General features: G+C 65.5%; 15 protein-coding genes and 1 rRNA gene. 4 read left to right on the top strand and 12 right to left on the bottom strand.

Annotated features, from left to right (window positions below):
- The 8 genes from CH291_RS16955 to CH291_RS16920 form a co-directional block, all read right to left on the bottom strand.
- Window positions 1–83: ribosomal RNA gene (locus tag CH291_RS16955) — 16S ribosomal RNA — on the bottom strand; the annotation flags it as partial.
- Between the two features lie 494 nt (window positions 84–577).
- Complete coding sequence (locus CH291_RS16950; protein ID WP_094688130.1) at window positions 578–1,987, bottom strand: plasmid pRiA4b ORF-3 family protein; 1,410 nt, start codon at window positions 1,985–1,987, stop codon at window positions 578–580.
- Between the two features lie 51 nt (window positions 1,988–2,038).
- Entirely contained in the window at window positions 2,039–2,584 is a 546-nt protein-coding gene (locus tag CH291_RS16945) for an LpqN/LpqT family lipoprotein (protein WP_094688129.1), read from the bottom strand.
- A 74-nt stretch (window positions 2,585–2,658) separates the two neighbouring features.
- Window positions 2,659–3,594 (bottom strand): hypothetical protein, encoded by a 936-nt coding sequence (locus tag CH291_RS16940; protein ID WP_143545936.1) that lies wholly within the window; start codon window positions 3,592–3,594, stop codon window positions 2,659–2,661.
- The gene (locus tag CH291_RS16935; RefSeq protein WP_094641374.1) at window positions 3,578–4,027 is read right to left on the bottom strand and encodes a hypothetical protein; all 450 of its coding nucleotides are present in this window, start codon (window positions 4,025–4,027) and stop codon (window positions 3,578–3,580) included. The genes CH291_RS16940 and CH291_RS16935 overlap by 17 nt, the downstream gene beginning before the upstream one ends.
- A gap of 310 nt (window positions 4,028–4,337) precedes the next feature.
- Window positions 4,338–5,198 carry an HAD family hydrolase gene (locus CH291_RS16930; RefSeq protein WP_094688128.1) on the bottom strand — a complete coding sequence of 287 codons (861 nt, stop codon included), beginning with the start codon at window positions 5,196–5,198 and terminating at the stop codon, window positions 4,338–4,340.
- A gap of 7 nt (window positions 5,199–5,205) precedes the next feature.
- Window positions 5,206–6,420 carry a metallophosphoesterase gene (locus tag CH291_RS16925; protein ID WP_094688127.1) on the bottom strand — a complete coding sequence of 405 codons (1,215 nt, stop codon included), beginning with the start codon at window positions 6,418–6,420 and terminating at the stop codon, window positions 5,206–5,208.
- A gap of 99 nt (window positions 6,421–6,519) precedes the next feature.
- Window positions 6,520–11,703, bottom strand: a complete 5,184-nt coding sequence (locus CH291_RS16920) for an AAA domain-containing protein (protein WP_094688126.1) — start codon at window positions 11,701–11,703, stop codon at window positions 6,520–6,522.
- A gap of 219 nt (window positions 11,704–11,922) precedes the next feature.
- On the opposite strand from CH291_RS16920, the gene CH291_RS16915 reads away from it, so the two are divergent.
- The 3 genes from CH291_RS16915 to CH291_RS16905 all read left to right on the top strand — a co-directional run bounded on the left by CH291_RS16915 (window position 11,923) and on the right by CH291_RS16905 (window position 19,075).
- Window positions 11,923–12,519 carry a dihydrofolate reductase family protein gene (locus tag CH291_RS16915; RefSeq protein ID WP_094688125.1) on the top strand — a complete coding sequence of 199 codons (597 nt, stop codon included), beginning with the start codon at window positions 11,923–11,925 and terminating at the stop codon, window positions 12,517–12,519.
- Between the two features lie 20 nt (window positions 12,520–12,539).
- Window positions 12,540–13,211 (top strand): TetR/AcrR family transcriptional regulator, encoded by a 672-nt coding sequence (locus tag CH291_RS16910; RefSeq protein WP_068053330.1) that lies wholly within the window; start codon window positions 12,540–12,542, stop codon window positions 13,209–13,211.
- Window positions 13,212–13,597: 386 nt separating this feature from the next.
- Complete coding sequence (locus tag CH291_RS16905) at window positions 13,598–19,075, top strand: ATP-binding protein (RefSeq protein WP_094688131.1); 5,478 nt, start codon at window positions 13,598–13,600, stop codon at window positions 19,073–19,075.
- Window positions 19,076–19,201: 126 nt separating this feature from the next.
- Here the strand turns inward: CH291_RS16905 and CH291_RS16900 are convergent, their stop codons facing one another.
- From CH291_RS16900 to CH291_RS16885, 4 genes are all read right to left on the bottom strand, one after another.
- Entirely contained in the window at window positions 19,202–19,417 is a 216-nt protein-coding gene (locus tag CH291_RS16900) for a hypothetical protein (protein ID WP_143545935.1), read from the bottom strand.
- Window positions 19,418–19,513: 96 nt separating this feature from the next.
- Window positions 19,514–20,389 (bottom strand): pseudouridine synthase, encoded by an 876-nt coding sequence (locus CH291_RS16895; protein ID WP_094688123.1) that lies wholly within the window; start codon window positions 20,387–20,389, stop codon window positions 19,514–19,516.
- Between the two features lie 2 nt (window positions 20,390–20,391).
- Window positions 20,392–21,234: an oxygen-dependent tRNA uridine(34) hydroxylase TrhO gene (gene trhO, locus CH291_RS16890; RefSeq protein ID WP_094688122.1), complete on the bottom strand. Its 843-nt coding sequence runs from the start codon at window positions 21,232–21,234 to the stop codon at window positions 20,392–20,394.
- A gap of 18 nt (window positions 21,235–21,252) precedes the next feature.
- Entirely contained in the window at window positions 21,253–22,905 is a 1,653-nt protein-coding gene (locus tag CH291_RS16885) for an alkaline phosphatase D family protein (RefSeq protein WP_094688121.1), read from the bottom strand.
- A 127-nt stretch (window positions 22,906–23,032) separates the two neighbouring features.
- Here CH291_RS16885 and CH291_RS16880 point away from each other — a divergent pair, with 127 nt between their 5' ends.
- Window positions 23,033–24,505 (top strand): cryptochrome/photolyase family protein, encoded by a 1,473-nt coding sequence (locus CH291_RS16880; RefSeq protein WP_094688120.1) that lies wholly within the window; start codon window positions 23,033–23,035, stop codon window positions 24,503–24,505.
- Window positions 24,506–25,130: the final 625 nt, after the last annotated feature.

Below are 25,130 nucleotides of genomic sequence, written 5' to 3'. Positions count from 1 at the left end.
CCCGAAAGGCCTTACCGCTCGACTTGCATGTGTTAAGCACGCCGCCAGCGTTCGTCCTGAGCCAGGATCAAACTCTCCGTAAAAGACCTGCGAAACAACGATCCCCAAAGGAACCGCGAATCAGTCAAAGACATCAAGTCAAATCACTAGCAGAAAAACTCAACTAGCATTTCAAACAACACCCGACAACAACCACCACAAGCGGATGATCGATACATCGAATGCTTTCACCAAAACAAAATATTTCGGCACTGACATTCATCGACACACTGTTGAGTTCTCAAAGAACACGCACACACTCTCACCCCACAGACACACAGCCCGTCGGCCTCAAGGGCAACTGTTCCAGCCTATCCCAGCTTGGTCTCGGACACAAGGCCCGACTCTTGGGGGATAAAACCTGCCAGGCCACACGTCCAACCTCGTTCACCCAGTCCGTGAAGACCGGGTCGGTGTCCGTCGCTCTGACTCGACAAAAGTTACGCCACCAACCACACCAACGCAAATCGCCTGCTCAGCGGCGGTCATCCGTCGCTGAGCCACAATTCAGCAGTCCTCGAGACCACTTCTCGGCGACTCAGCTCAGCAATGCGTCCCGCGCGAACCTGCGAGACCAGCTCGGCGAGTCCGATACCTCTTGACGGAAATAGAACCGCGGACCGTGGGCACCGATGAGATCGAGGAAGCTCACCGTGGCCTGCGCCGCGAACTGAGCGTCGAACACACCGGAATCTTCACTGGCCCAACCCAATTCAGCGACAGTCTCGATCAACATCTCGTTGCGATGCGTCGCAGATGCCGATGCCGCGAGGGAGATCAGGAACAGAGTCGCTGCGTCGGTCTCGTACGACTCTTTTCCCAGAGGAAGTCGCGACGCCGCATGCCGCCACATGCCGACCGGGTCTTCGGCCAACGCCGCTCCGAGCTTGGTGCGCAGCAACCTGCCCTTCGATGTGCGGGTCAACCCGAGGTGCCGCGCCGCGTCGCGCAGATCGCTGACCTGATGGTGGTCGATCTCGCGATTGCTCGGCCCTACCCACCCCAGACCCCAGTCGAGCTCTTCACGAATCGCCGCTACGAACGCGGGCTTGAGGTAGCCGGCACCGGTCAGCTCTGCTCCGTCGTCACCGATTCTGTCCAGAAACCACGTGAACTTGGCCATCGCCACCTCTGCGACGGGCAGATCGACCGAACTCTCGATGGTGAGTTCGCATCGAGGAAGCAACGCCATCAGTGACGGCACCTCCGTAGGTCGCACCCGGTCGAACAGCTTTCCGATGGCCGGGGCCGCGGCCACCGCTTCGGCGAGCACCGAACGACCTACGTCGAACGAGTGCAGCACCGCGTTGACCGCATCGACGTCGAATCGAGCAGGGTCGAAGCCCGCGCCCCATCGCGCGATGAGCGCCGCGTGCTCGGGATCGGACGTGTCGGCGGCAATCTCGAGCGACTGGGCGTACCGCGAAGGCCCGCCGGACTCCTCGGGTGGGCAGGCGCGCGCCCCGTCGAGGCAAACGGATCGGAGGTCGTCGATATCGGAATCGATCTGCTCCAGATAGATCGTGTGTGTCCATCCGTCACCGAAGTCGTACTCGTACGTCATCGTGGAACCCGGCGCAGTCAGTACGTCGTCGACCCGCACTCGCTCCTCGCTCGACGCGTCGTCGTCCGGTTCGTCGTCGAGGGTTTCCTCCATCTCGAATCGACGCGTGGCACCGGCGGTCCTGACGCTGAACGCATGCAGGTGCCGGTCCTCCCATCCGAGGGCACTCTGCAGAACCGCGTGCAGCTCGGACAGCAGCAGGTCCGAGCGCACCCGCACCCGACGCCAAATCTGGGGCCGAGTGTGATCCACGGTCACCCGAAGCACCAGGTTCACCAAGCGTCGCCGAGTGGCATCCGTCGCGCTGTCGTCGGCCGGTTCGTCGGTGTCGGACAAATTCGGCACCACCGACAGGTGCCGGACGCGACCGGTTCTCATCGACATGGAAAGGACCCTAGTCGGACCTGCGCGTCGGACACAGGGACTCGCGGTCTTCTACGTACTCGTGGTCAGCCCCTCGTTGATCGCGGCGACGTCGAAGGCCAACGCATCGAGCTGCGACGCCAACGTCGTCACCGTCAACTGCACGAGGTATTGAGTATCGACGCCCACCACCACATACCGCGTCGTCACGGCGGCTTCGAGCTGCTGCGCAACGTACGTACCCCGAATGAATCGCGACGGCCAGCCGAGCCACGACGCTGTACTCGCCTCGCGCTCCACCCATCCGGGCATCGCACGTCCGTCGCCGAAACCCAATGCCATCAACGCTTCCGGGTCGATCGTGCGCGACAACGCACCGACCAGAAGCACCGCGTTGGGCGCGAACCCGTTCTCCACGAGGTTCGGTTCCACGATCACCTGGGTCGCCCCTGGGAACTGTGCGGGATCGAGCGTCTGCCATCCCGCAGGAATCGGTACGGTGATGCCGAGCTCGGCCGCCGCGGCACCGTCGAGCGGCGTCACCCGCAGCGCGTGTGCATTCAGGTACTCGGCGATCGTGGTGGGCTCGGACAATTCCGTCGACAGGGCGTCGTTCACAGCAATGCCTTTCGTGGTGCACGATTCACTGACACGCCAGAGGTTACCCGCGCCGGTCCGCTCGTCAGCAGATCCTAGAGGCAGTGACCGGCAGGGAGCTGGTTGCTGTGCGACTCCAACCAGCTGCCGACCGCGTCGAGCATTGCTGTTCCGTCGGTGAACGAACCCGAATTAGGTTGCGCCGCAATCGCCACGCCGACTCGACCGGCAACAGTGGTGACGATACCGACCTGTCGGACGTCGTAACCGCCTCGAACGCTCGGCCCCCAGCCGCCTTTGAACGCAGCATCGGACATCTTCGCCAGGCCCCACTGCTGCTCGGGCGCAACACTGTTCATCATTTCGACCACCGGTGCGGCATCCGGGATGCACGACAGGCCCGCCGCGAACGTTGCTTGATCCTGCGTCGACCACTCGGTCTGTCCGAATGCGCTGAATTCAGGACGAATCCGCTCCCTCTGCACCGCAGTGGCCGCGTCACCGCCCTGCCGCAGAACCGCTTCGACTGCGCCACCTGCGGCAGCGGAATCCCCGAGCGAACCCCACAGATTCTCGGCTGCTGCGTTGTCGGAGCTTTCGATGGCGGCGGTGGCGTCGGCAAACACCGCGTCCGCGCCGCGACGAATTGCGGCTAGGGCCAGTGGCACTTTGACCGTCGACCACGCCGAACCGGAAGTCCAGGTGCCGAGCACTGTCGGCGGGCCACCGCCGACGGGAACCAGAGCGAGGCCGATGGGCCCACCCGCCGTCGACTCGAGTGCGCCGAACTCCGCGGCCAGATCCTCTGCCGGCAGCGCCTCGACAGGAGGCGCAGTGGTCCATATTTCGGCATCGGACGTCGGTGGAAACACCGGTGGCACAGGAGCAGCCGATGTTTCGGACACCAGGGGCGCTTCGGACGCGGGGCCGTCGTCGGTGGCGATGGTGCAGCCGGACACCAGAGCACAGAGCGCGAGAGCCACCGCTCCGACTCGTCCGACGCGGCGCGCCGAACTAGAAGAGGTAGACAACGGCGTTCTCGCCACCGGTACACGTCACCAACTGCGCAGACGAGACGCAATTCATGTCGTACCGCTTGCCGGTGACCGGGCTGCTGGCCACCACGGTCCTCGAATTCCGATCCGAACCGGCCCTGGTGTAGGCCAACCGAACTTCCTCGGCGAACGGGCACGACGTAACCGTCGACCCCACCGCCGAGCCTCGAAGTCCGCTGCTCGACGCCACGGTCGCCGGGCAGGTCTGCGCGCCCGCAGGCAGAGTGGCCGGGCCAGGCTCCGGTGAGTTCTCGGCAGTCGGTGCGGTTTCACCGCCTGGAACACCGCCGTCGGACACTGCCGAGGACGGTGCAGCACCCGACGCCACCGCCGGAGTTGCGTCGTCGCGCAGCATGAACCACCCGAACACGCCGCCGAGAATCACTGCGACCACAGTCAGAACGGCCACCACGATCCAGATGCCACCGTTCCCATTCTTCGGGGGCCCAGGTGGAGGCGAACCAGGGAAGCCACCGGTGCCGAACACCGGCGGCCGGGGAACCGCGCCGTACCCACTCGGCTGTGCCGTCGCGGGAGAATGCGGCGCACCAGGACCGGACGAAGGCGGTGGAAGGACTCGATCGGATGGATTCGGCTGCGCGCCGTACTGTCCGTACGCGCGCTGCGAGGGGTCGCCCGAATCTGGATAGCTCACTGGTGTCCTTCTGCCGATGATGGGGCCAGCCTCTCATACAGCGTCGCGACGAGCAGACCGGACGTTACAGTTTCATTCGGCGCGCGGTGAGCTCCTCGAGATAGCGCGCAACCGCGTCGTCGTCGTTGGATTCGAGGACTCGATCGACGACGGATCGCACGGGCTCCGCGGCATTCGACGGACACAACGCCGTACCCGCCCAGGTGAGCATCGGCAGATCGTTGCGCGCATCCCCCACTGCCGCAACCGAACCGGCAGATATCCCCCACTGCTCGCACAACCCCTGCAGCGCACTGGCCTTCGAGACTCCCGCCGCGGACATCTCGATGTACGGGGCACCGGAGTGCGTCAACTCCACTCCGTCCACCCCCGCCGCAGCAACGATCTCGTACAACTCCTCACTCGTCGTATCACTGTGCCGGGCAACGATTTTGACGGTCGGCTCGACGTCGATCGACAAGCCGTGCTCCGACAGCTCCATCTCGTGCGGCTGCCGGTGATGGTCTGCGAACACGCACAGCTCGGCGTACCGAGCCTCGGCCACGAATCGCGTGGCACCGACGGTTGCGAAGGCAACTCCGGGGACGAGTGAGCGCACGAACGACTTGGCCGACGCCACCGTCTCGGCCGGTACCGACCTGGTGCCGACGATCGCCGGGGAGCCGTCGGACAGATCGAGGACCACAGCCCCGTTGGCACCGATCGCCGTGCCGCGAAATCCGCACGACGCAGCGAGTTCGTCGATGGAGTGGCGCGCGCGAGCGGTGGCCCACACCACCCTGATTCCGGCTGCGTCGGCGGCAGCCATCGCGGCGGCCGTTCGCGCCGACACAGTTCGGTCCGAACGCAGCAGGGTGCCGTCGAGATCGGTTGCGACAACGACGACCTCTTCGGTTCTCTTCACCCCACCGATACTGCCAGGCATCGCGCGCTCAGCCGGCGACCAACGTCAGAACGGAAATCTCACTGGGCGCGAACACCCGGAAAGGCGGGCCCCAGAAACCCGATCCGCGACTGGTGTAGAGCTGAGTTCGCGCACCGTGTCTGCTCAGACCGTGCACCACCGGTTGGTCGAGACGAACCAAAGCCGAGAACGGCCAGATCTGACCACCGTGCGTGTGCCCGGAGACCTGCAGATCGACGCCGGCCTCGATAGCGTCGCCGATCTGTTTAGGCTGATGCGCCAGCAACAGCACGGGCATCGACGGATCGGTTCCGGCAAGGGCGCGAGCGAGATCCGCCCCGTGACCGGGCGCACCCGAGCCGGCGGCAGTGGCGTCGTCGACGCCCGCGATGATCAATGCGTCGTCACCGCGATGCAGCACCACGTGGCGATTGTGCAAGGAGTTCCATCCGAGGTCCTCCATGTGATCGAGCCATTCCTGCGCCTGACCGAAGTATTCGTGGTTCCCGGTGACGTACACGCGGGCCGCGCTCGCGAGCATCGCCTCCAACGGCGCAGCCTGCGCTCGACGCCGATCGACCGAGCCGTCGGCGATATCTCCGACGTGGGCCAACACGTCCGGTTCGAGCGCATTGACGGCGGCGGTCAAACGATGCGACCACGTCGTTCGATCGAGCGGGCCGAAATGCGTGTCGGTCACGAGAACCACTCGTAGACCGTCGAATCGAGCCCCGAGCCGGTCGATCCTGACGGTCGTGTGTCGCACTCGGGGCGTTCTCATCGCCTCGTAATGGCCCCACAGAGCGAGGACGACCACGACGATCAGCGTTGTCACCGAGACGATCCGTGACCGAAGAGGGTCGTCTACCCCAGCCACCCACAGACCGAGCCGCAGCAGCAGCGAGAGTGCCGACCACACGAACGCGATCCAAGCCAAGCCCAACAGCACATCTCCGATGCGCGCCCACACGTCCTTGGAGACCCCCTCTGCACTCGGCCGGTGACCCAGATACATCGCTGCAGGCAGTGCCACGAATGCCGCGACCGCAACCGCAGAGCCGACCGACTGTGCAGCCGCAGGCCACTGCGCGCCCGCGAACACGACAGTCCAGGCAGGCAGGCCGACAAGCGCAGCGCAGACCACGAGAACAACGGTCGGAACGACAACCCGCCGAGATCGCGGTCGCGTCGAACCGTCCGGGGAGACCGACTGTTCCGGGCGCTGCGTCTGTCGATCTGTCATCGGCGTCGAACCCTCTTCACTCGTACGTGCGCAATCCGAGGCCAAGACTACGTCGGCTTCGGATGGTTCGGCGCGGGCACCGAGCCTGCCCGCCGGGAGCTACGGCCGACGGCGGGTTGTGTATCCGCGAAGTCCGTTGAGCGGCAATTCGTGTTCTGCGATGTCCTCGTCCTCGGGTACCTCGAGGCCGCTCGGCTCGGCATCATCGGTCGTTGCTTCCGTCGAATCGCCCTGCGTCTCGACCGGATCGGCTCCATCGAGCTCGGCCGACTCGACGCTTGCCGCGGCCTCGTCCTGAGCGGCCGGCTCGTCCTGTGCGACCGGCTCTTCCTGTGCGACCGGCTCTTCGGCGTCCCCGACCCGGTCCGTGGCCGATGTCGTGCTGTTCGTGGTTTCACCGATCTCGGTGGTCGAATGGCTCGATGCCGAGGACTCGATCGGCCGAGCGGTGCCATGGGAACCGTCGGACTCCCCGGTACCTGATCCGTGGGCAGCACCGGCACCGTTGGCACCTCCGGAGCCGTTGACACGACCGGCACCGTTAATAGCAGACGCACCGTTCGTCATTCCCGAACCGTTGGTCGGTCGCGAAAGGTTCTGGACTCCCGCTCCGTCGGTGCTTCCGGAACCGTTGGTTGTCGTCGGTGCCGATCCTTCGCGGTCGGCTCCGCGAGCTTGCGACGCGGACGGCTCCTCGGTGGGAATGTCGATGCGCGGCATGGTCCACAGAGACAGCACCGACTCGTGGCGCGCGGGTGAGTCTGCGTGCGTGGACGTCTCGAAGACGCCGGAATCGTCGAACTGCGAGGACTCGAGTGGAACCGGGGTCCAGGACTCGTCCGAGCTCTCGAGACCCTCCACGACAACGCTGTTCGGCTTTATTCCCAGATGGGCCAACGTGGCCCAGAGGCTTTCCAGCGCCGCCTCGCGGTCCAGGTAGTACTCGGATTCACGCACCCGCCAGAACGTCCAACCGCACCGCTTGAGCTCCTGCTCACGCTGCAGATCCGCCAACCGCTGAGCGGGGGTCGACAGGAACGTGTCGCCGTCGCACTCGACGGCGAGCCGCGAGGAGTCGCCGGTGACGACCAGGGCGAGACGCCTGTTGTTCACCTCGACACCGGGATTGACGTGAAAACCTCTCTCGACGAGGTCGTTCCACAGCTGCTGCTCGAGCAGCGTCTCGAAGGGGGCCTTCCGGACCTCGCGCGAGACATCGACCGGCATGGGATCGGCCGGAGCGGGCGAGACGGAGGTGACGTAACTCAGCAACGAGTTGCGCAGGTCCGCTCGCTTGAGACGATCGACCGTGACCGAGTGGAAGAGCCACAGCTGATCCTGTGCCCGCGACGCTGCCACGTTGAACCGCCGCTTGTACTGATTGGCGGTGAGGGTGGCGAAATTCTGATCGGGTGCCACCACCATCGACAGGAACACGACGTTCCGTTCGTCGCCCTGGAAGTCCGGCGGCGTACCGACGCGAAGTCGACGCTGCTCCCACTGCTCGATACCGATCCGCTTGATCAACTCGTTGCGAATCTCGTCGACCTGCGATTGGCCCTGCAGCACAACCACTCCGAAGGTCAGGTTGTCGTACGCGGAGTCTTCGAGGCACTCGGCGATCTGGTCGGCGATCGCAATGGCCTCGGTCCGGTTGACCAGTGACGCGTTCTTTCCGGTCACCGTCGCTCCGCGAACGTACGTGTGCCGCAGCGGCGGTAGTCGATCCGCGCCGAACTGCCGCACGGGAACGAGCGGGGAATCTCCGTAGAACTGCTGACTCGACCAGTTGATGATCTCGGGCATCGAACGGAAGTGCTCACGCAGCCGCACCACCTGACCGAACCGGGTGCGCAGCATCGAGAACAGGCTCGACCTCGGGGTCAGCGTCGCACGCACGTGTTCCGGTAGATCGGGCAGGTAGACGTCCAACCGATCGAACACGTCCTCGAGTGTGCCGGTCTGTGGAACATCGGCCGGCGCGCACTGCCTGTCGTCGCCCACCACGATCACCCGGGGTGCGAGATACAGCAGGAAGAGACTGGTGATGTCGGCCTGACTCGCCTCGTCGACGATGACGACGTCGAAACTGCCCGGCACCGGCGGGATGGACGCGAGCACCTGCGAGAGTGGCATGACCCAGGCGGGCACGGCACTCTGCGCCTCACGCATCGCCGATCGTGCTGCACTGCGGTAGGTTTCGGCGTACTTACCGGCTCCCGAGCCGATGCTGGAGATGTGCTCGCGATAGGTCTGCAGCGCCCGCACCTCGACGGCCGTCATTCGCTCGAGACTGTTACGCCAGGCACTGGCAGCGGCGAGACGTGTTGTGAGGTAAGCGATGTCGGTATCCGCAGCGGCCAACTCCGCCTCGAGTCGCTGCTCGAGGCCGCCGTGGTGCTGCTCGCCGACCCACTCGCGTGCCCGACGCCACGCCCAGGCCTTGGACATCTGCCAGCTCAGCTCGTCCCATTCGACATCACCGGCGGTGTCCCTGACCAAGTCGAACAACGCGGGTGCGACCTCGGACAGCGACGCCGACATCGATTCGAGCAGCAGTTGATCCTCCTGCTCGGAACACGCTTGCGAGTACGCCGCAACGGCGGCAGCCAGTTCCAACGGATCCGCGGTGCTCAACGCACTCACCAGATTCGAGCCCTCGGGCGACGGCCCGGCGTCGATACGAGTGGCAACCGCGAACTGCAGGGCGTCGAGCTCGGCGCGTGCGGCATCGATGTCGATACGCGTGGCGATGGCGTCGGCGGCCCCGGCGACTTCCCGGGCGTCGGCCAGGCTCCGAATCCACGGTGCCGCAGGCGAAATGGTGTACAGCCGGTGCACAAGGGCGTCGCGGGCAGCGACGACTGCAGACACCAGACCCAGCCTGTCGGCAATCCGCGCCACGTTGTTGACGCGAATCGACCGTGTGCCGTCGAGCGGAACGATGATCGCGAGGTCGGCCAGCAGCACCGCTGCGGTCTGCACGGTCTCGAGCGCGCGAATATGTTCGGCCACCAGACGCGCAGCCATCGCCGTCGTCGCAGGTTGCCCGTCGACGGTAGCGACGATATCGAGTGCCTCGACGGCCTTCTGCTCCTCGCTGCGACGGAACCGGGGCTTCCACTCGATACCCGACTCCAACGCGCCGGCGAACGCATCCATCGCCGTGAGTGCCGCCGGTGAGCTCGTCGAGCACTGCACGTCGTGCGCACCGACATAGCGATCGGACGCAGCGGCCGTGTCAACCATCGCGTCGATTCCGCTGACCCGAGACCACAGGTGGGCGGCCTCGCCGGACAGCACGGAATCGGTGAGGCGTAGGTACGAGCTGTCGAGTTCGACGACCGCTCGCACCCGAGCGGCGAGCTCCTCGCACAGTTGCCTGATCTCCGAGGCCACGGCGGGTTCCACGCCGTCGAGCAACGACACGAGCTCGGCGGCCTGGGGCGAGGAAGCGTCGATGCGCGCACCTGCGCGCTGGCAGAGCGATGCCAGTTCGGCCGAGTTCGGCAGCATGGTCTCGGGACGCGGCAGCACCTGACGCGAGCGAAGCTCTCGAGTCCCGTCGGAGCCGGCGATGAGCTTACGAAGCTGATCGACCTGGGCACCGTCGAGAGGTGGTCGATCGGCGAACAGTGGGCCGGGCAGCCACTCGTGGGCACCTTCGGCGGCCTTGACCTTGCGCACGATGGACGACACCGTGCCGTCGTATCCATCGGAAACGTATTCGTGCACAACAGTTTCGGACTCGCGGAGCGCGCTGACACGATCGAGCAACTCGGCCCGCCCGGCCAGAGCCGCCGCGCGCTGCGTCGTCAGTGCCTCGATCTTCTGCACCTCGCTGGCCTCGTCGAAGGAGGTCTTGCGCTCGGCGATCTTCGCGACGCTGCGGTTGAGCTCGTCGGAACCACCGCGGGAGAGGTCGGTGATGGATACGCAGAGCTCCTGCAGCTCCGGCGGGAGTTTGTCCCGCAGCACGCGCAAAGCTTGTGACTTTTCACTAGTGACCAGAACCCGTTGACCGCGCGCAAGGAGCCCGGACATGAGGTTGGCGATCGTGTGAGTCTTGCCCGTTCCGGGCGGTCCTTCGACCACGACGCCGCTGTCACGCCCCAGCCGTTCGATGATCTGCGACTGCTCGGCGTTGGCCGGCAACGGAAACAGCGGGTCCTCCGCCAGTGCCGCGGACTCCCCCGCTCCCGTGCGTTCGAGCCACGCGATCCGATCGGCCGGCTCGATGGCATCGACCAGTTGAGCGAGCCCGAGCGGTACCGGAGAGTCGGCGAACTCGAGGTCGGCGATCATCTGCTCGTAGTACTCGACCAGTGCGAACGAGTCCCGAACGCGGAGAACGAGGGCAGGTGAGACGGTGAGCGTGCGGTCGTCGTCGATGTAGGCGAGTGCCCCGGGCGGCCCGAGACGATCGAGTACCTCGATCTCGTGCCGCGGCACCCGCGACGCCCAGTTCCTCAAGAACTGTTCGACGCCTGCCCCGATGGGTGAGGTGACGGTGTCGTGCAGTTCCTGTGCCAAGGCGACCGAGCCGGAGGTGTCGAAATCGTCCGAGGCGGTCAGCAGCTGGCCGTCCTCGAGCCGCGCAGTGGTGCTCGCGGCGAGGCGAACCAGCAGATCACCGGTACGCACGTCGCGTTCGATACTGGCCGATTGCGTGATGAGGTGAGTGCGCACGCTGCGCTGCGGATCGGTGTTGCTCGAGGTCAGCAGCCCCGAGGCCACCACGAGTTCGATGGACTCGGGTCGCGATGCAAGCTCCTGCATCATCAGCTGCAGAGCCTGGTACAGAGCGGCCTGCGGACGCCGATCCCGATCCTCCTGCGCCCATTCCTTCCACGACTGCGAGTACTCCTCGAAGGCCTGCTTGATCTCGTAGGCCTTGCGAATGTCGAAGTCCGCATCGGACTCCTGCGCCTCCGCTCGACGACGAGACGTCACCGAGGATGCGTCGGCAAGCTCGAGTTCGCGATAGCGACTGTCGGCAACGACCTGCGGGTCGAGCCAACCCGACAGCAGCGCCGGCAGCTCGGGCGGATCGTCGACCGCGATGCGCGGTGCACGGAGCACCACACCACCCTGCTTGGCGCGTGGGTCGAGCTGCATGGGAACGTCACCGGCATGGATCCATTCGACCTGCACGTGGTCGTCGAAGCGCAGCACCGGGTTCGAACGCGCCTCGACGATTTCGCGAAGAAAGCGCAGCAGGCGTTGAACCCTGCTCTTGAGCTCGTCGTCGTGTTCACGACCGGTAGCCGCTGCAGCCGTCACAGTTTCCCCACAAATACTCGAATGGTCGTCCGTTTCAGGGACGGTGTTTGCACACCCGGGCCAGACTAGCCGCTGAAAACCGGTTGTTCGTTGCGTCCTGAGCACACAAAATACGTTCTAGTGCTGGTTCACAAAGACCGACTTCGGTCACTGGATCCGCCACAGCGACATACCCCGCAGGCCCACGGGTTCTCACCCGTCGAACACGACAGGAGCCGAATGCGCAACCTGGTCTACTACATCGCCGTCACCCTCGACGGGTTCATCGCTGCACCCGATGGCAACTACGACTGTTTCGTGCCCGACGGCGATCATCTCGACGCCATCGTGGCCGAGCTGCCCGAGACGTTGCCGGTCCACGTTCGTGCCATGTTCGGCCTGGACGGTCCACCCGCTCGATTCGACACCCTCCTCATGGGCCGCGAGACGTTGCAGCCGGCGCTCGACGTCGGTATCACCAGTCCCTATCCCCACCTGCGCCAGTACGTCTTCTCCCGCACCCTCGCACCGTCGGACGACCCCACCCTCACCGTCGTGAACGAGGATCCGATCGGACTGGTCAGGAGCCTGAAGGCAGAGGATTCCGAGTACGACGTCTGGATCTGCGGAGGTGGAAACCTGGCGGGTCAACTGCTGCCCGAGATCGACGAGCTGTTCCTCAAGGTCAATCCCGTCGTGCTCGGCAGGGGCATCGGCCTGTTCTCGTCCGGAATCGGCCCCGATCCGTTCCCCGCGGAGCGGTTCGAGCACCTCGAATCACGCCAGTTCGACAGCGGGGTGAGATTCTCCCGGTTCATCCGCCCGGACGCGCGCTGACGATGACGTATAAAGACTGAATGCCTGCCGCGCCGGAGCCAGACCGTGAGCTGCCGAATCGGGAGCTGCCGACCACCCCGCGCGGGCTGCGAACCCGTACCTCGCTCGTGGCCGCCGCGCGTCGAGTCTTCGAGGACAGCGGTTACCTCGACTCCCGGTTGATCGACATCACCCGCGCTGCTCGATGCTCCGCCGGCACCTTCTACACCTATTTCACCAGCAAGGAAGAGATCCTGGCCGCAGTGCTCGAGCAGGCCAGGGACGACATGCTGCATCCCGGAACCGAGCGAGTGAACCCGCACGACGATCCGGTTGCCGTGATCGCCGCGAGCAACCGTGCGTACTTCGAGGCATACCGCCGCAACGCGAAGCTGATGGCACTGCTCGAGCAGGTCTCGAACATCGATCCCGAGTTCCGACGCCTCCGCCGTGAACGCGCCGATGCCTTCGTCAGGCGCAACGCCCGCAGCATCGAGAGCCTGCAGAGCCGCGGTCTGGCCGACGCGGAACTCGATCCCCTGCTCGCCTCGCGCGCACTGTCCTCGATGATCAGTCGGCTCGCGTTCAATCACTTCGTCGTCGACGCCGCAGACGGTCTCCCGCCCGCGGACTCCGAGGATCTGCTCGCGACGGCGACGAGGCTGTGGGTCAACGCGCTGCGACTGCCACGGGCGAGCGAGGGCGACAGGTGAGGGAGACCGCACTCGGCGACGAGCGAACCAACTCGAGCCGATCGGCCCGAGTTGTACCCGCCAGTAATGTACTCGCCGGTAGCAACGAAAGTCGTCGAATGTCGAATTACGCCACGCGCCAACGCTACTCGCGAGTACGTTAGCGAGGTGAATAGAACCCGACAGCAACTTCGGAGCGAAATTGCTTGCCACAGAATATGATTCACTTGTTGGTGATCAATCACACTCACGCCGAACGCCGTTGGCGATGCACACGGCCTCGTTACCGTTAGAATGAGCCGATCGGAGTGCCGCACGATGGACGAGAAATCGACATGCCCGGCACCAATCCACGTTCCATCGAGTGCACCGACGCGGTGCGCCCACACCGAGCGAAGAGAGATACGTTGTTCAAGCGGATTGCAGTAGTCAACCGAGGCGAGGCAGCAGTACGCCTGATCCGAGCCGTCCGAGAGCTCAACGCCGAACACGATTACGGCATCCGCACCGTAGCGCTGCACACCGAGGCGGAGAAGCGGGCCATGTTCGTCCGCCAGGCCGACGAAGCGGTCACACTGCGCAAGCCTGCGAGCGGCTCGGCCTACCTCGACTACGGCGTCCTCGAGGCGGCGCTGGTCGAGTCCGGTGCCGACGCGGTGTGGGTCGGCTGGGGCTTCGTCGCCGAGGACCCGACGTTCGCCGACCTCGTCGCGCGCCTGAACATCACCTTCATCGGCCCGTCGGCCGACGCGATGCGCCTGCTCGGCGACAAGGTCGAGGCCAAGATCCTCGCCGAGAAGGTCGGCGTTCCCGTCGCACCGTGGTCCGGCGGACCCGTCGAAACCCGCGCCGACGCCAGGCGTCACGCAGCGGCGATCGGCTACCCGCTGATCATCAAGGCCCGCTCCGGCGGCGGCGGCCGCGGTATCCGCAAGGTCTTCCACGAGGACGAACTCGAACTGTCCCTCGAACGTACCCAGGGTGAGGCCGAGCGCTCGTTCGGCGACCCCGTCGTCTTCCTCGAACGGCTCGTCACCGATGCTCGCCACGTCGAGGTCCAGGTCATCGCCGACAGCCACGGCAACGTCTGGGCCCCGGGCGTGCGCGACTGCTCCATCCAGCGCCGCAACCAGAAGGTCATCGAGGAGTCCAGCTCCCCACTGCTCACCAAGGAGCAGGCCGACGAACTGCGCACCGCCTCGGCCGAGCTCGTCAAGGCCGCCGGCTACCAGGGCGCAGGCACCGTCGAGTACTTGTACCAGCCCGAGCAGAAGATCTTCACGTTCCTCGAGGTCAACACCCGCCTCCAGGTCGAGCACCCCATCACCGAATACACCACCGGCATCGACCTGGTGAAGCTGCAGATCCTCGTCGCCGACGGCCAGGCACTGCCCGGTGAATGCCCCACCGAGTTCGGCCACGCCGTCGAGGCTCGCCTCAACGCCGAGGACGCCGACAACGGCTTCGCTCCGGCTCCCGGCACCGTCGAGCTGCTCAAGTTCCCGCTCGGCACCGGCATCCGCGTCGACACCGGTATCGCGCAGGGCGACGTCATCCCGCCCGACTACGACTCGATGGTCGCCAAGGTCATCGCCTGGGGCCGCGACCGCAGCGAAGCGCTGGCGCGGTTGCGCAACGCGCTGCGTGAGACCACCGTCGTCATCGACGGCGGCACCACCACCAAATCGTTTCTGCTGAGCCTGCTCGACCGCGAGGAGGTCATCTCCGCCTCCGCCGACACCGGCTGGCTCGACCGCACCGAGGCCGGCTCTCAGGTGGGCCCGACCGCCGTCGCCGACATCGCCATCATCGCCGCGGCCATCGACGCCTACGACGCCGAGGAAGGCCGCGAGCGCACCGCGTTCCTCAGCTCCGCACGCGGCGGCCGGCCGCGCGCCACCCATGCCATCGGCCGCACGGTCGAGCTGAACTACCAGGGTCAGGCCTACAAGCTCGAGGTCGGCCAGACCGGCACGCACCGCTACAGCATCGACGGTGACGGCATCGGCGATCTGCAGGTCGACGTCGAACGCCTCGGCACCTACGAGAGCCGCCTCGTCATCGGCGACCGTCGCTACCAGGTGGTCACCGTCGCCGGAGCCGCGCACTTCCTCGTCGAGGTCGACGGCATCAGCCACCAGATCTCGCAGGACGAGGCCGGACTGGTCCGCGCACCGGCACCCGCCGTCGTCGTCGCCGTCCCGGTCGCCGTCGGCGACGAGGTCGAAGCGGGTCAGACTCTCGTCGTCCTCGAATCGATGAAGATGGAAACCGCCGTCCGGTCCCCCTACGCAGGCACCGTGCGTGAGGTACTGGCCTCGGTCAACGGCCAGGTCGACGCCGGAGCGGCACTGCTGCGCGTCGATCAGGCCGGTGAGCAGAAGGTCTCCGAGCAGGCACCGCGCGTGCAGTTCCGCGGTATCGACGATGCCGCACAGCGTTCGCCGCAGCGTCGGGCACTGGACCGACTCGACGAACTCGCCGCACTCATCACCGGTTTCGACGTCAGCGGAGCCCGAGCGCGAAACCTGTTGTCCACCTATGAGACTCTGCGTGCCGACGTGCCGCGCAACGATTCGGGTCTGGTCTCGGCCGAGCTGGATCTGCTCAACACGTTCGCCGACATCTGCGAGCTCTCTCGCAACAGGCCGACGATGGACGAGGAAAGCAACGACGAGCGCGTCCACTCCCCTCGTGAGCACTTCCACTCGTTCCTGCACTCGCTCGACGCAGACGTTCAGGGTCTCCCGGATTCGTTCCGCGCCAAGCTCACTCGCGCACTCGCGCATTACGATGCCGCCATCGACGAGGGTCGTACCCCCGAACTCGAAGAGGCCGTCTACCGCGTCTTCCTCGCTCTGCAGCGTATGGAGAACCAGGTTCCGGTCATCGCGGCGCTGCTCGGCCACTGGCTCAGCGACTGCTCTGCGCAGCCCGAAGCCACCCCGGCCATGGCCGAGGTACTCGAGCGCCTCATCGGTGCCACCCAGGCACGCTACCCCGTCATCGGCGATGTGGCTCGCAACCTGCGCTTCCGGCTGTTCGACGAGCCGCAGATCCGCAGTGCACGCGAGAAGATCTACGACGGCGTCCGTGGCAGCCTGCAGTACCTCGCCGAGAACCCCGACGCCGCCGACTACTCGGCCCGCATCGCAGCTCTGGTCTCCACCCCGGAACCGTTGATCGAGCTACTGGCACAACGGATCACCGATCCCGGTGCCCTGCTCGAAGTGATCACCCGTCAGTACTACGAGATCCGCACCCTCGAAGACGTCAAGGCCTTCGACCGCGACGGCAAGCACTTCGTCACCGGCAACTTCGAGCTCTCGGGCGAACGGCTGCACCTGGTATCGACCGCAACCGATTTCGACTCGCTCGCAGCAACTCTGGATTCGGTCGACGACATCGCCGGACCGGCACCGGAGAACCTGGCGGTCGATCTCTACCTGTCCTGGCCGGACGCTCCGACCGACGGCGACGAACTCTCGGCCCAGCTCCAAGCCGTGCTGGCTGCCCACTCGGGCACGGGCCACTGGCGCCGCGTGACGGTGACCGCTTTCGGTTCCGACACCCGCAAGATGACCTACCGTCGCACCACGGCCGAAGGATCCGAGCCTCTCGCCGAGGACACGATCATTCGAGACATGCACCCCCTGACCGGTCAGCGACTCGACCTGTGGCGACTGAAGAACTTCGACGGTGTCCGGTTGCCCGCCAGCGCCGGAACGTACCTGTTTCACCTGACGTCGAAGGCCAACCCCTCCGACGAGCGCCTCGTCGCACTCGCCGAGATCCGCGGCGTCACAACACAGTTGGACGACGCCGGAAACATCGTCGCGGTACCGGAAATCGAACGCACCGTTGCCGCCTGCCTCGACGGCATCCGCCGCGCTCAGGCCGGACGCGGCAAGAAGCGCCTCGACGCCAACCGCGTCGTGCTCTATGTCTGGCCCGTCCTGAACGTGCCCGCCGACCGCATCGCCACCATCGCGCGGCACATCGCGCCGCTGACGATCGGCGCGGGCCTCGAGGAGATCACCCTCATCGCGCGTCTGGCCGAGACTCCGGGCGCGACACCGCGCGAGGTCGCGTTGCGCCTGTCGTACCGTTCCGGTGCAGGCATCGTGGCCAAGGTGACCCCGCCGCCGACCGAGCCGATGCGTCCACTCGACGAGTACACCCAGAAGGTGCAACGCTCGCAGGCCCGCGGCACCGTGTACCCGTACGAGCTGATCCCGTTGCTGAGCAGCAACGGTGGCACGTTCACCGAGTACGACTTCGACGCCGACGGCGTGCTCGCCCCGGTCGATCGTCCCTACGGCCGCAACACCGCAGGCGTCATCGTCGGCGTGGCCACCACACCGACGGCCAAATACCCCGAGGGCATCACTCGCGTCGCACTGTTCGGCGACCCGACCAAGGCACTCGGCACCGTCGCCGAGGCCGAGTGCTCGCGAATCGTCGCGGCCATCGACCTCGCCGAGCAACTCGGCGCACCCGTCGAATGGTTCGCATTGTCCTCCGGTGCAACGATTTCCATGGAATCGGGCACCGAGAACATGGACTGGGTCTCACGCGGCCTGCGTCGCATCATCACCTTCACCCAGGCCGGCGGTGAGATCAACATCGTCGTCGCAGGCATCAACGTCGGCGCACAGCCGTACTGGAACGCCGAAGCCACGATGCTCACCCACACCAAGGGCATCCTGGTGATGACCCCCGACAGTGCCATGGTGCTCACCGGAAAGCAGTCCTTGGACTACTCCGGCGGCGTCTCGGCCGAGGACAACTTCGGCATCGGCGGCTACGACCGCGTCATGGGCCCCAACGGCCAGGCGCAGTACTGGGCACCGAACCTGCGGGCCGCGTGCGACATCCTGTTCGCGCACTACGACCACGCGTATGCCGCACCGGGAGAACGCTTCCCACGTCGAGCAGCCACCGCAGACCCCACCGAGCGCGACGTGCGTACCTACCCGCACGTGCACCCGTCGAGCGACTTCACCACCGTCGGCGACATCTTCTCCTCGGTCACCAACCCGGACCGCAAGAAGCCGTTCGACATTCGCACCGTGATGCGCGCCGTGGTGGACCAGGATCACTCGGTACTCGAGCGTTGGGCCGACATGGCCGACGCCGACACCTCCGTGGTGTTCGACGCCCACCTCGCCGGAATCCCGGTGTCCGTCATCGGGATCGAATCGCGAGCCATCCCCCGTAAGGGCTGGTTCCCGTCCGACGGCCCCGATCAGTGGACCTCGGGCACCCTGTTCCCGAACTCGTCGAAGAAGACCGCTCGCGCCATCAACGCCGCCAGCGGAAGCCGGCCGATCGTGGTGCTGGCCAACCTCTCCGGCTTCGACGGATCACCGGAATCGCTGCGCAACATCCAGCTCGAATACGGTGCCGAGATCGGCCGCGCCATCGTCAACTTCGACGGACCGGTTGTGTTCTGCGTGGTATCGCGTTACCACGGAGGCGCTTTCGTGGTGTTCTCCGGAGCGCTCAACGACAACATGGAGGTCCTCGCAGTGGAAGGCTCCTTCGCCTCCGTGCTCGGCGGTGCCCCGGCCGCAGCAGTGGTGTTCACCCGCGACGTCAACGCCCGCACCGCAGCGGACCCGACCGTCAAGGAACTCGAGACTGCACTGAACAACGCCTCGGACGACGCCACCCGCTCGGCCCTGCGCGTCGAACTGGCCACCGTACGAGCGAACGCACGCAACGCCAAACTGGGTGAAGTGGCAGCCGAATTCGAGGCCATCCACAACATCCAGCGAGCACAGAACGTCGGATCGGTGCACCACATCGTCCCCGCCGCCGAACTGCGCCCGCAATTGGTCGCCGCCATCGAACGCGGAATGGCGCGGTCGCTGGCCAAGTAGGGCTTGGGCTCACTCGACACAAACGCGCGCGCGTTTGCCGGGTGCTCGCGGCATGGTTACCTGTTCCGCGAGCGTCTGGCGAATGCGCGCGCGTTTGTCGGTTGGGGGGTCGGCTCAGGGCGCGCCTTACCAGTAGGTCACGTCCGTGGCGACGACTCCGGTGCACTGACCGGTGAAGATGGTCACCGCGCAGGCCTCCCAGAGCCGCGACAGCATGTCGAAACCACCCAACACTCCGCTCGCGCTACCGGTGCTCGCGCTTCCGGTATCGGCCACCACGACTGCCGGCGACGCGATGGCGATGACTGCGGCTCCCAACACAACAGCAATACGACGCTTCACGCTGTTCTCCTCTTCTCTTCCATCGGACATGGTTCGCTCGACACGCTAACCTCGCGTCCCAATTGTCACAATCGTCCGAACGAACGATGCCGGCCGTCAGAGCTCGAGGGTTCGGGCACTGACAAAGCGCCTGGGTTCACCGGTGAGGGGGTCCGTGAAATTCAGTGCTCGGGCGAGGAGTTGCAACGGCCGGGTGAAGTCATCGGCCGGAACCGAGGTGAACACCGGATAGTACGGATCGTTCGCGATGGGAATACCCAACGACGACAGATGGATTCGCAGCTGGTGGGTCTTACCCGTCTTGGGGAACAGTCGATACCGGGCGACAGTGCCGCCTTTATCGATCAGTTCGATCAAAGTATCGCTGTTTGCCTCCCCTGGCTCCTCGTATGCCGTCATCACCCCGTGCTCCTTGAGGATTCGGCTGCGCACAACGCGCGGAAAGACCAGTGCTGCATCGAATCCCGCAACCGCCTCGTACTCCTTGGTGACGTTTCGGGAGGAGAAGAGTTCCTGATAGGGCCGTCGGGCATGCTTGGTCTTGGTGAAGAGCAACACCCCTGCGGTGGCGCGATCGAGTCGATGCGCGGGCGTCAGGTCGGGGCAGTCGAACTGCCTGCGCAGTCGCACGGTCGCCGTCTCGGTGACGTGCCGACCACGCGGGATGGTGGCGAGGAAGTGCGGCTTGTCGACCACCAACAGGTCGTCGTCCTCGTGCAGGATGCCGATCTCGAACGGAACCGGAACCTCCTGCGCCGGAACGCGATAGAAGTACACCTGACTGCCGGCGCGATACCGCGTGTCGACGGAGATCGGCCTGCTCTTCTCGTCGACCACTTCGGCGTCGAGCACGGCCCGCCGCCAGTCATCCTCGGGCAGCACACGTTCGAGATACTCCACGATGGTGGTGGCCGAATCACCATGCGGTAACAGCAGTCTCAGCGGAGCGAGACCGTCCCGGAAGGGCAGCATCGTCAGGCGCAGTCGAGGCAGATCAACCGCAGACCACGGCCGGCGTCGCCGTCGAAGTCCTGGTACCGGGACGTCGGATTGCCGCAGGCACTGCAGCGACCGATGACGGCGGTGTGGTCGGAGAAGTTCTGCGCCATCCGCTTGTCGAAGACGAACAACGACCCCTCCCAGAGCGCGTCGTCGCCGAAAGTTTCTGCGTACCGAACGATTCCGCCGTCGAGCTGATACACCTCCTCGAAACCACGGGCCACCATCAGCGAAGAGAGCACCTCGCAGCGGACTCCCCCGGTGCAATACGTGACCACCGGGGACTTCTTCAGATGGTCGTAGGCACCGGAATCGAGCTGGGAGACGAAGTCCCTCGTCGTCTCGACGTCGGGCACCACCGCGTTCTTGAACTTGCCGATCTTCGCCTCGAAGGCGTTGCGCCCGTCGAAGAAAACGACGTCGTCGCCGCGGGAATCGACGAGCTCGTGCACCTGCTGCGGACTCAGGTGTTTACCGCCGCCGACCACTCCGTCGGCGTCGACCTTCAACTCGCCGGGGGCACCGAACGTGACGATCTCGTCGCGCACCCGCACGCTCAGGCGCGGGAAGTCGTTGCCGAGCCCCTCGGACCACTTGACGTCGGCCGCCTTGAACGCCGGATAGCTGCGGGTGCCGCGGACGTACCGTTTGACGTCGTCGACGTCACCGCCCACCGTCGCGTTGATGCCGTGCTCGGAGATCAGGATGCGTCCGGTCAGATTGTTCGACGCGGCCAGCGTCTGCTGCCACAACCGGATCGCCTCGGGATCGGGTAGCGGAGTGAACACGTAGAACAGGACGATTTTCGGTACAGCCACGCCGACCAGTATGGCGCGTTACCCGGCAGGCGGTGCCGCCGCCCGGACGCGCTGGGTGCCGGAGTCGACGGTGAAGCCCGCTCCCCAGTAGACGCCGGTCTGCGGATCCTCCTTGGCGGTGAGGAACCAGTGGTCCATCCGCGCCGCCGTCCTGGTGACCTCGAAGACACCGAACCCGTGACTGTCCAGGTCCACGAACTTCACGTGTTGGTTGAGCGCCTTGAATGCCTCCTCGGCGACCCGGCCCAGCGTGTGGGGCGGAGTACGCGTCAGGTCGTCGATGTTGGCCGAGCTGACCGAGGTGACGACGAGCTCCGTGGCAGCAGGCTCGGTGGTTGCGTACTGCGCCGCGTCGAGGGGTACCTCGCAGGCCCAGGCCGAGTGGATGTCGCCGGTGATGAAGACGGTGTTGTCGACGCCCGCGTCCACGATGGCACCGAGCAGCTTGCGGCGGTCGGCGGTGTATCCGTCCCACGGATCGGCGTTGTACGGCAGACCGTCCTCCGGGATCCCGAGAAGCGAGGTGACCGCCCTGGCCGCGTCCCGGTCCAGCGGCGGGATGAGAGTGGGCGTGATCATCACCGGATTGCCGACGATCTTCCACTGCGTCGGCGACGAGACGATGCCGTCGGTGAGCCACTGCATCTGCTCCGCGCCGGTGATGGTCCGGTTGGGCGAATCGACCTCGGGCCCGTTGAACGGCAACACCTGCTGCGAACGGTAGGTGCGTAGGTCCAGCATCGACAATTCGAGTAGGTTGCCGAACCGCAGCCTGCGATACAGGTGACGGTTGGTCGCGGTGCCCGCCGCGCGCACCGGCATCCACTCGTAATACGCCTGCTCGGAATTGGCCTTGCGGGTGGGCCAATCGCCCTCGGTGCCCGGAGTGTGGTTCTGCGCGCCGGTGTTGTAGGCATCGTTGGCGGATTCGTGGTCGTCCCACGTGCAGATCCACGGCACGCCGATGTGCGCGGCCTGCAGATCGGGATCGGACTTGTACTGGCCGTGGCGCTGCCGGTAGTCGGCAAGGGTGACGATCTCGTGGGTGGGCGAATGCTGCCGGATCACCCCGTCGCGTCCCGGGAATCCGCCGGTTTCGTACTCGTAGATGTAGTCACCGAGGTGGACGATGGCGTCCAAGTCCGTCCTGGCCGCCAGATGCCGATACGCGCCGAAGTAGCCGGACTCCCAGTTGGAGCACGAGACGACACCAAAACGCATCGCAGCGATATCGGCGTCGTTGGCCGGTGCGGTGTGCGTCGTCCCGACGGCCGATGCCGCGTCGCTCGTCTGGAAGTCGTAGAAGTACGTGGTGTCAGCACTGAGCCCGTCGACGTCGACCTTGACGGTGTGGTCGGTGGCGGGGCCGGTTTCGACGGTTCCGGAAGCGACGATGTCACCCATGTCCGCGCTGCGGGCAACACGCCACGTCACCGATACCTGCGGGCCGACGCCGGAGCCCGGGGTGGCGTCGGGCGTGGGGGTGATGCGGGTCCAGAGCACGATCGCGTCGGGCAAGGGATCTCCCGACGCCACCCCGTGCAGAAAGCCGCGGTCGCTGCCCTGCGCGTGGGCGATCGCCGGCAGTGTCGTGGCGACTCCGGCCACCGCGACGGCCACCGACGACGAGCGAAGAAACGTCCTTCTGGAAAGCGCAGACTCAGCGTGCATCGGGTCAGTCCATGCGATGGATGGTCGGTGGTCAAGTAAGGCGCGCCTGGGTCGGCCACAGTGTTCACCGGCCGGCCATGTGCCGGACGCTGGTTTGCCTTCGTCGCTGCGGGAGAACACTCCGGGAATGGACGCTCTGTGGTTGTTCGGTGATCAGCTCGGCCCGCACTTTCACTCCGTGGACGAGCACGCGGATCGGGATGTGCTGATGATCGAGTCCCGGCGCGTGTTCCGGCGTCGGAGATACCACCGACAGAAGCTGCATCTCGTGTTGTCGGGGATGCGGCACCTCGCCGACGAGTTGGGTGATCGCGTCACCTACTTGCAGACCGAGACGTACCGGGAGGCGCTGGCCGAATACGGCAAGCCCGTGGTGGTGTTCGAGCCCACCTCGCACGCGGCGGAGAAGTTCGTCGCCACGTTGCACGAGGAGGGCTTGGTCTCGGAGATTCTGCCGACGCCGATGTTCGCGCTTCCCCGCGCCGATTTCGCGGAGTGGGCAGCCGAGCGCGGCACCTTTCGGATGGAGACGTTCTACCGCGAGCAACGCAAGAAGTTCGGGGTACTGATGGACGGTTCCGAACCGGTCTCCGGAAAATGGAACCTCGACGCCGAGAATCAGTCACCGCCGCCGAAGGGACGCCTGACGCTCGGAGTCGAAGAACCGTGGTGGCCGACCGAGGACGCGATCGACGAGCAGGTGCGCGCCGACCTCGACGACTGGGACCTCGACACCGTCGGAGTGGACGGGCCACGAGTGTTCGCGGTGACTGCTGCCGAGGCGTCGGATGCGTTGGCGCACTTCGTGAACTACCGCTTGGACGACTTCGGCAAGTACGAGGACGCCGTGATGGCCGACGACTGGACGATGTCGCACTCGCTGCTGTCGGTGCCACTGAACCTGGGTCTGCTGCAACCGCTGGACGTGGCGCATGCTGCCGAGGACGCGCATCGCGACGGCACCCCCTTGGCGAGCGTCGAAGGGTTCGTGCGGCAGATCCTCGGCTGGCGCGAGTACGTGTGGCATCTGTACTGGCATCTGGGGCCGGAGTATCTCGAGCGCAACAAGCTCGACGCCCATGAGCCGCTACCGGATTGGCTGACGGAGTTGGACGGTGATGCCGTGGTGGCGAAATGCCTGTCCAGCACCGTCGACGGTGTGCGTGATCGCGGGTGGGTGCACCACATCCCACGACTGATGATCCTGGGAAACTTTGCGCTGCAACACGCCTGGGACCCGCGAGCGTTGACCGACTGGTTCGCAACGGCTTTCGTCGACGGGTTCGCCTGGGTGATGCCGGTGAACGTGATCGGCATGAGCCAACACGCGGACGGTGGGGTGATCGCCACCAAGCCGTACGCCTCGGGCGGGGCGTACCTGAACCGCATGACCGACTACTGCAAGCCGTGCGAATTCAACCCGAAAAAGCGACTGGGCGACGACGCCTGCCCCTTCACCGCCGGTTACTGGGCATTCGTGCACCGGCATCGCGAGATGTTGGCGCAGAACCACCGCACCGCGCGGCAGGTGTCGTCGATGAACCGATTGAGCGACTTGGAGCAAGTGCTGGAACAGGAGCGTCAACGCGAGGTGTACTGACGCGCCGGATGCCTGAACCAAGGATTTCCGAACTTCGAGAGCGTTGCGCTTTGCGACGAGTCGCCGCCGCGGTCGGTACCACTTTCGCTTGTCGCTATTGCGATGCGACTGGGACGACGCGCCAACTGGGGTGCGACGAGACGCCGCATCGGTCCGATGGCCGTGCGTTGGGCGAATCTGTATGCGCGACGCTCCCTACCCATGGTCGCGGACCGCCTGCGCGGCAGATGAACCGCCACGAAGACACCCAAGTAACGCCAGCGGCGGACGGTCAGGAGTTGGTGCTGGTCGTATCAAGCGAAAGAAATCGAAATAGTCACCGCGCTGCTCGGACTGGAATCGCTGCAGCGATCACCATCTGGAAACGGGCTCCGCGCTCCTATCACACGTCACCGACATGTTCTGATTCTCGAATACTTATGCAGGGCAATAGTTTTCGATTGCACCATGGTTGCCGGTCGAACGCGCGTTCGATACACTTGCTCCCATGACCACGGAGATCTGGCAACTGAGCGAGAGCGAACTCCTCGCCGACGCCGCCGCGGTCTCCCATCAAATCCAGTTGCTCGAAGCCCGGCGGATCGCTCTCGTCGCCGAGATCGACACCCGCGTGAGCCGGGAGAAA

The sequence above is a fragment of the Rhodococcus sp. 14-1411-2a genome (assembly GCF_002259485.1).
Taxonomy (GTDB): Bacteria; Actinomycetota; Actinomycetes; order Mycobacteriales; family Mycobacteriaceae; genus Rhodococcoides.
This window is presented reverse-complemented; position numbering and strand designations above follow the sequence as displayed.

Coding starts and splice junctions, on each gene's coding strand:
- CH291_RS16950 (WP_094688130.1), bottom strand. CDS start 1,987: ATGTCGATGAGAACCGGTCGCGTCCGGCACCTGTCGGTGGTGCCGAAT.
- CH291_RS16930 (WP_094688128.1), bottom strand. CDS start 5,198: ATGCCTGGCAGTATCGGTGGGGTGAAGAGAACCGAAGAGGTCGTCGTT.
- CH291_RS16925 (WP_094688127.1), bottom strand. CDS start 6,420: ATGACAGATCGACAGACGCAGCGCCCGGAACAGTCGGTCTCCCCGGAC.
- CH291_RS16915 (WP_094688125.1), top strand. CDS start 11,923: ATGCGCAACCTGGTCTACTACATCGCCGTCACCCTCGACGGGTTCATC.
- CH291_RS16910 (WP_068053330.1), top strand. CDS start 12,540: ATGCCTGCCGCGCCGGAGCCAGACCGTGAGCTGCCGAATCGGGAGCTG.
- CH291_RS16895 (WP_094688123.1), bottom strand. CDS start 20,389: ATGCTGCCCTTCCGGGACGGTCTCGCTCCGCTGAGACTGCTGTTACCG.
- CH291_RS16885 (WP_094688121.1), bottom strand. CDS start 22,905: ATGCACGCTGAGTCTGCGCTTTCCAGAAGGACGTTTCTTCGCTCGTCG.
- CH291_RS16880 (WP_094688120.1), top strand. CDS start 23,033: ATGGACGCTCTGTGGTTGTTCGGTGATCAGCTCGGCCCGCACTTTCAC.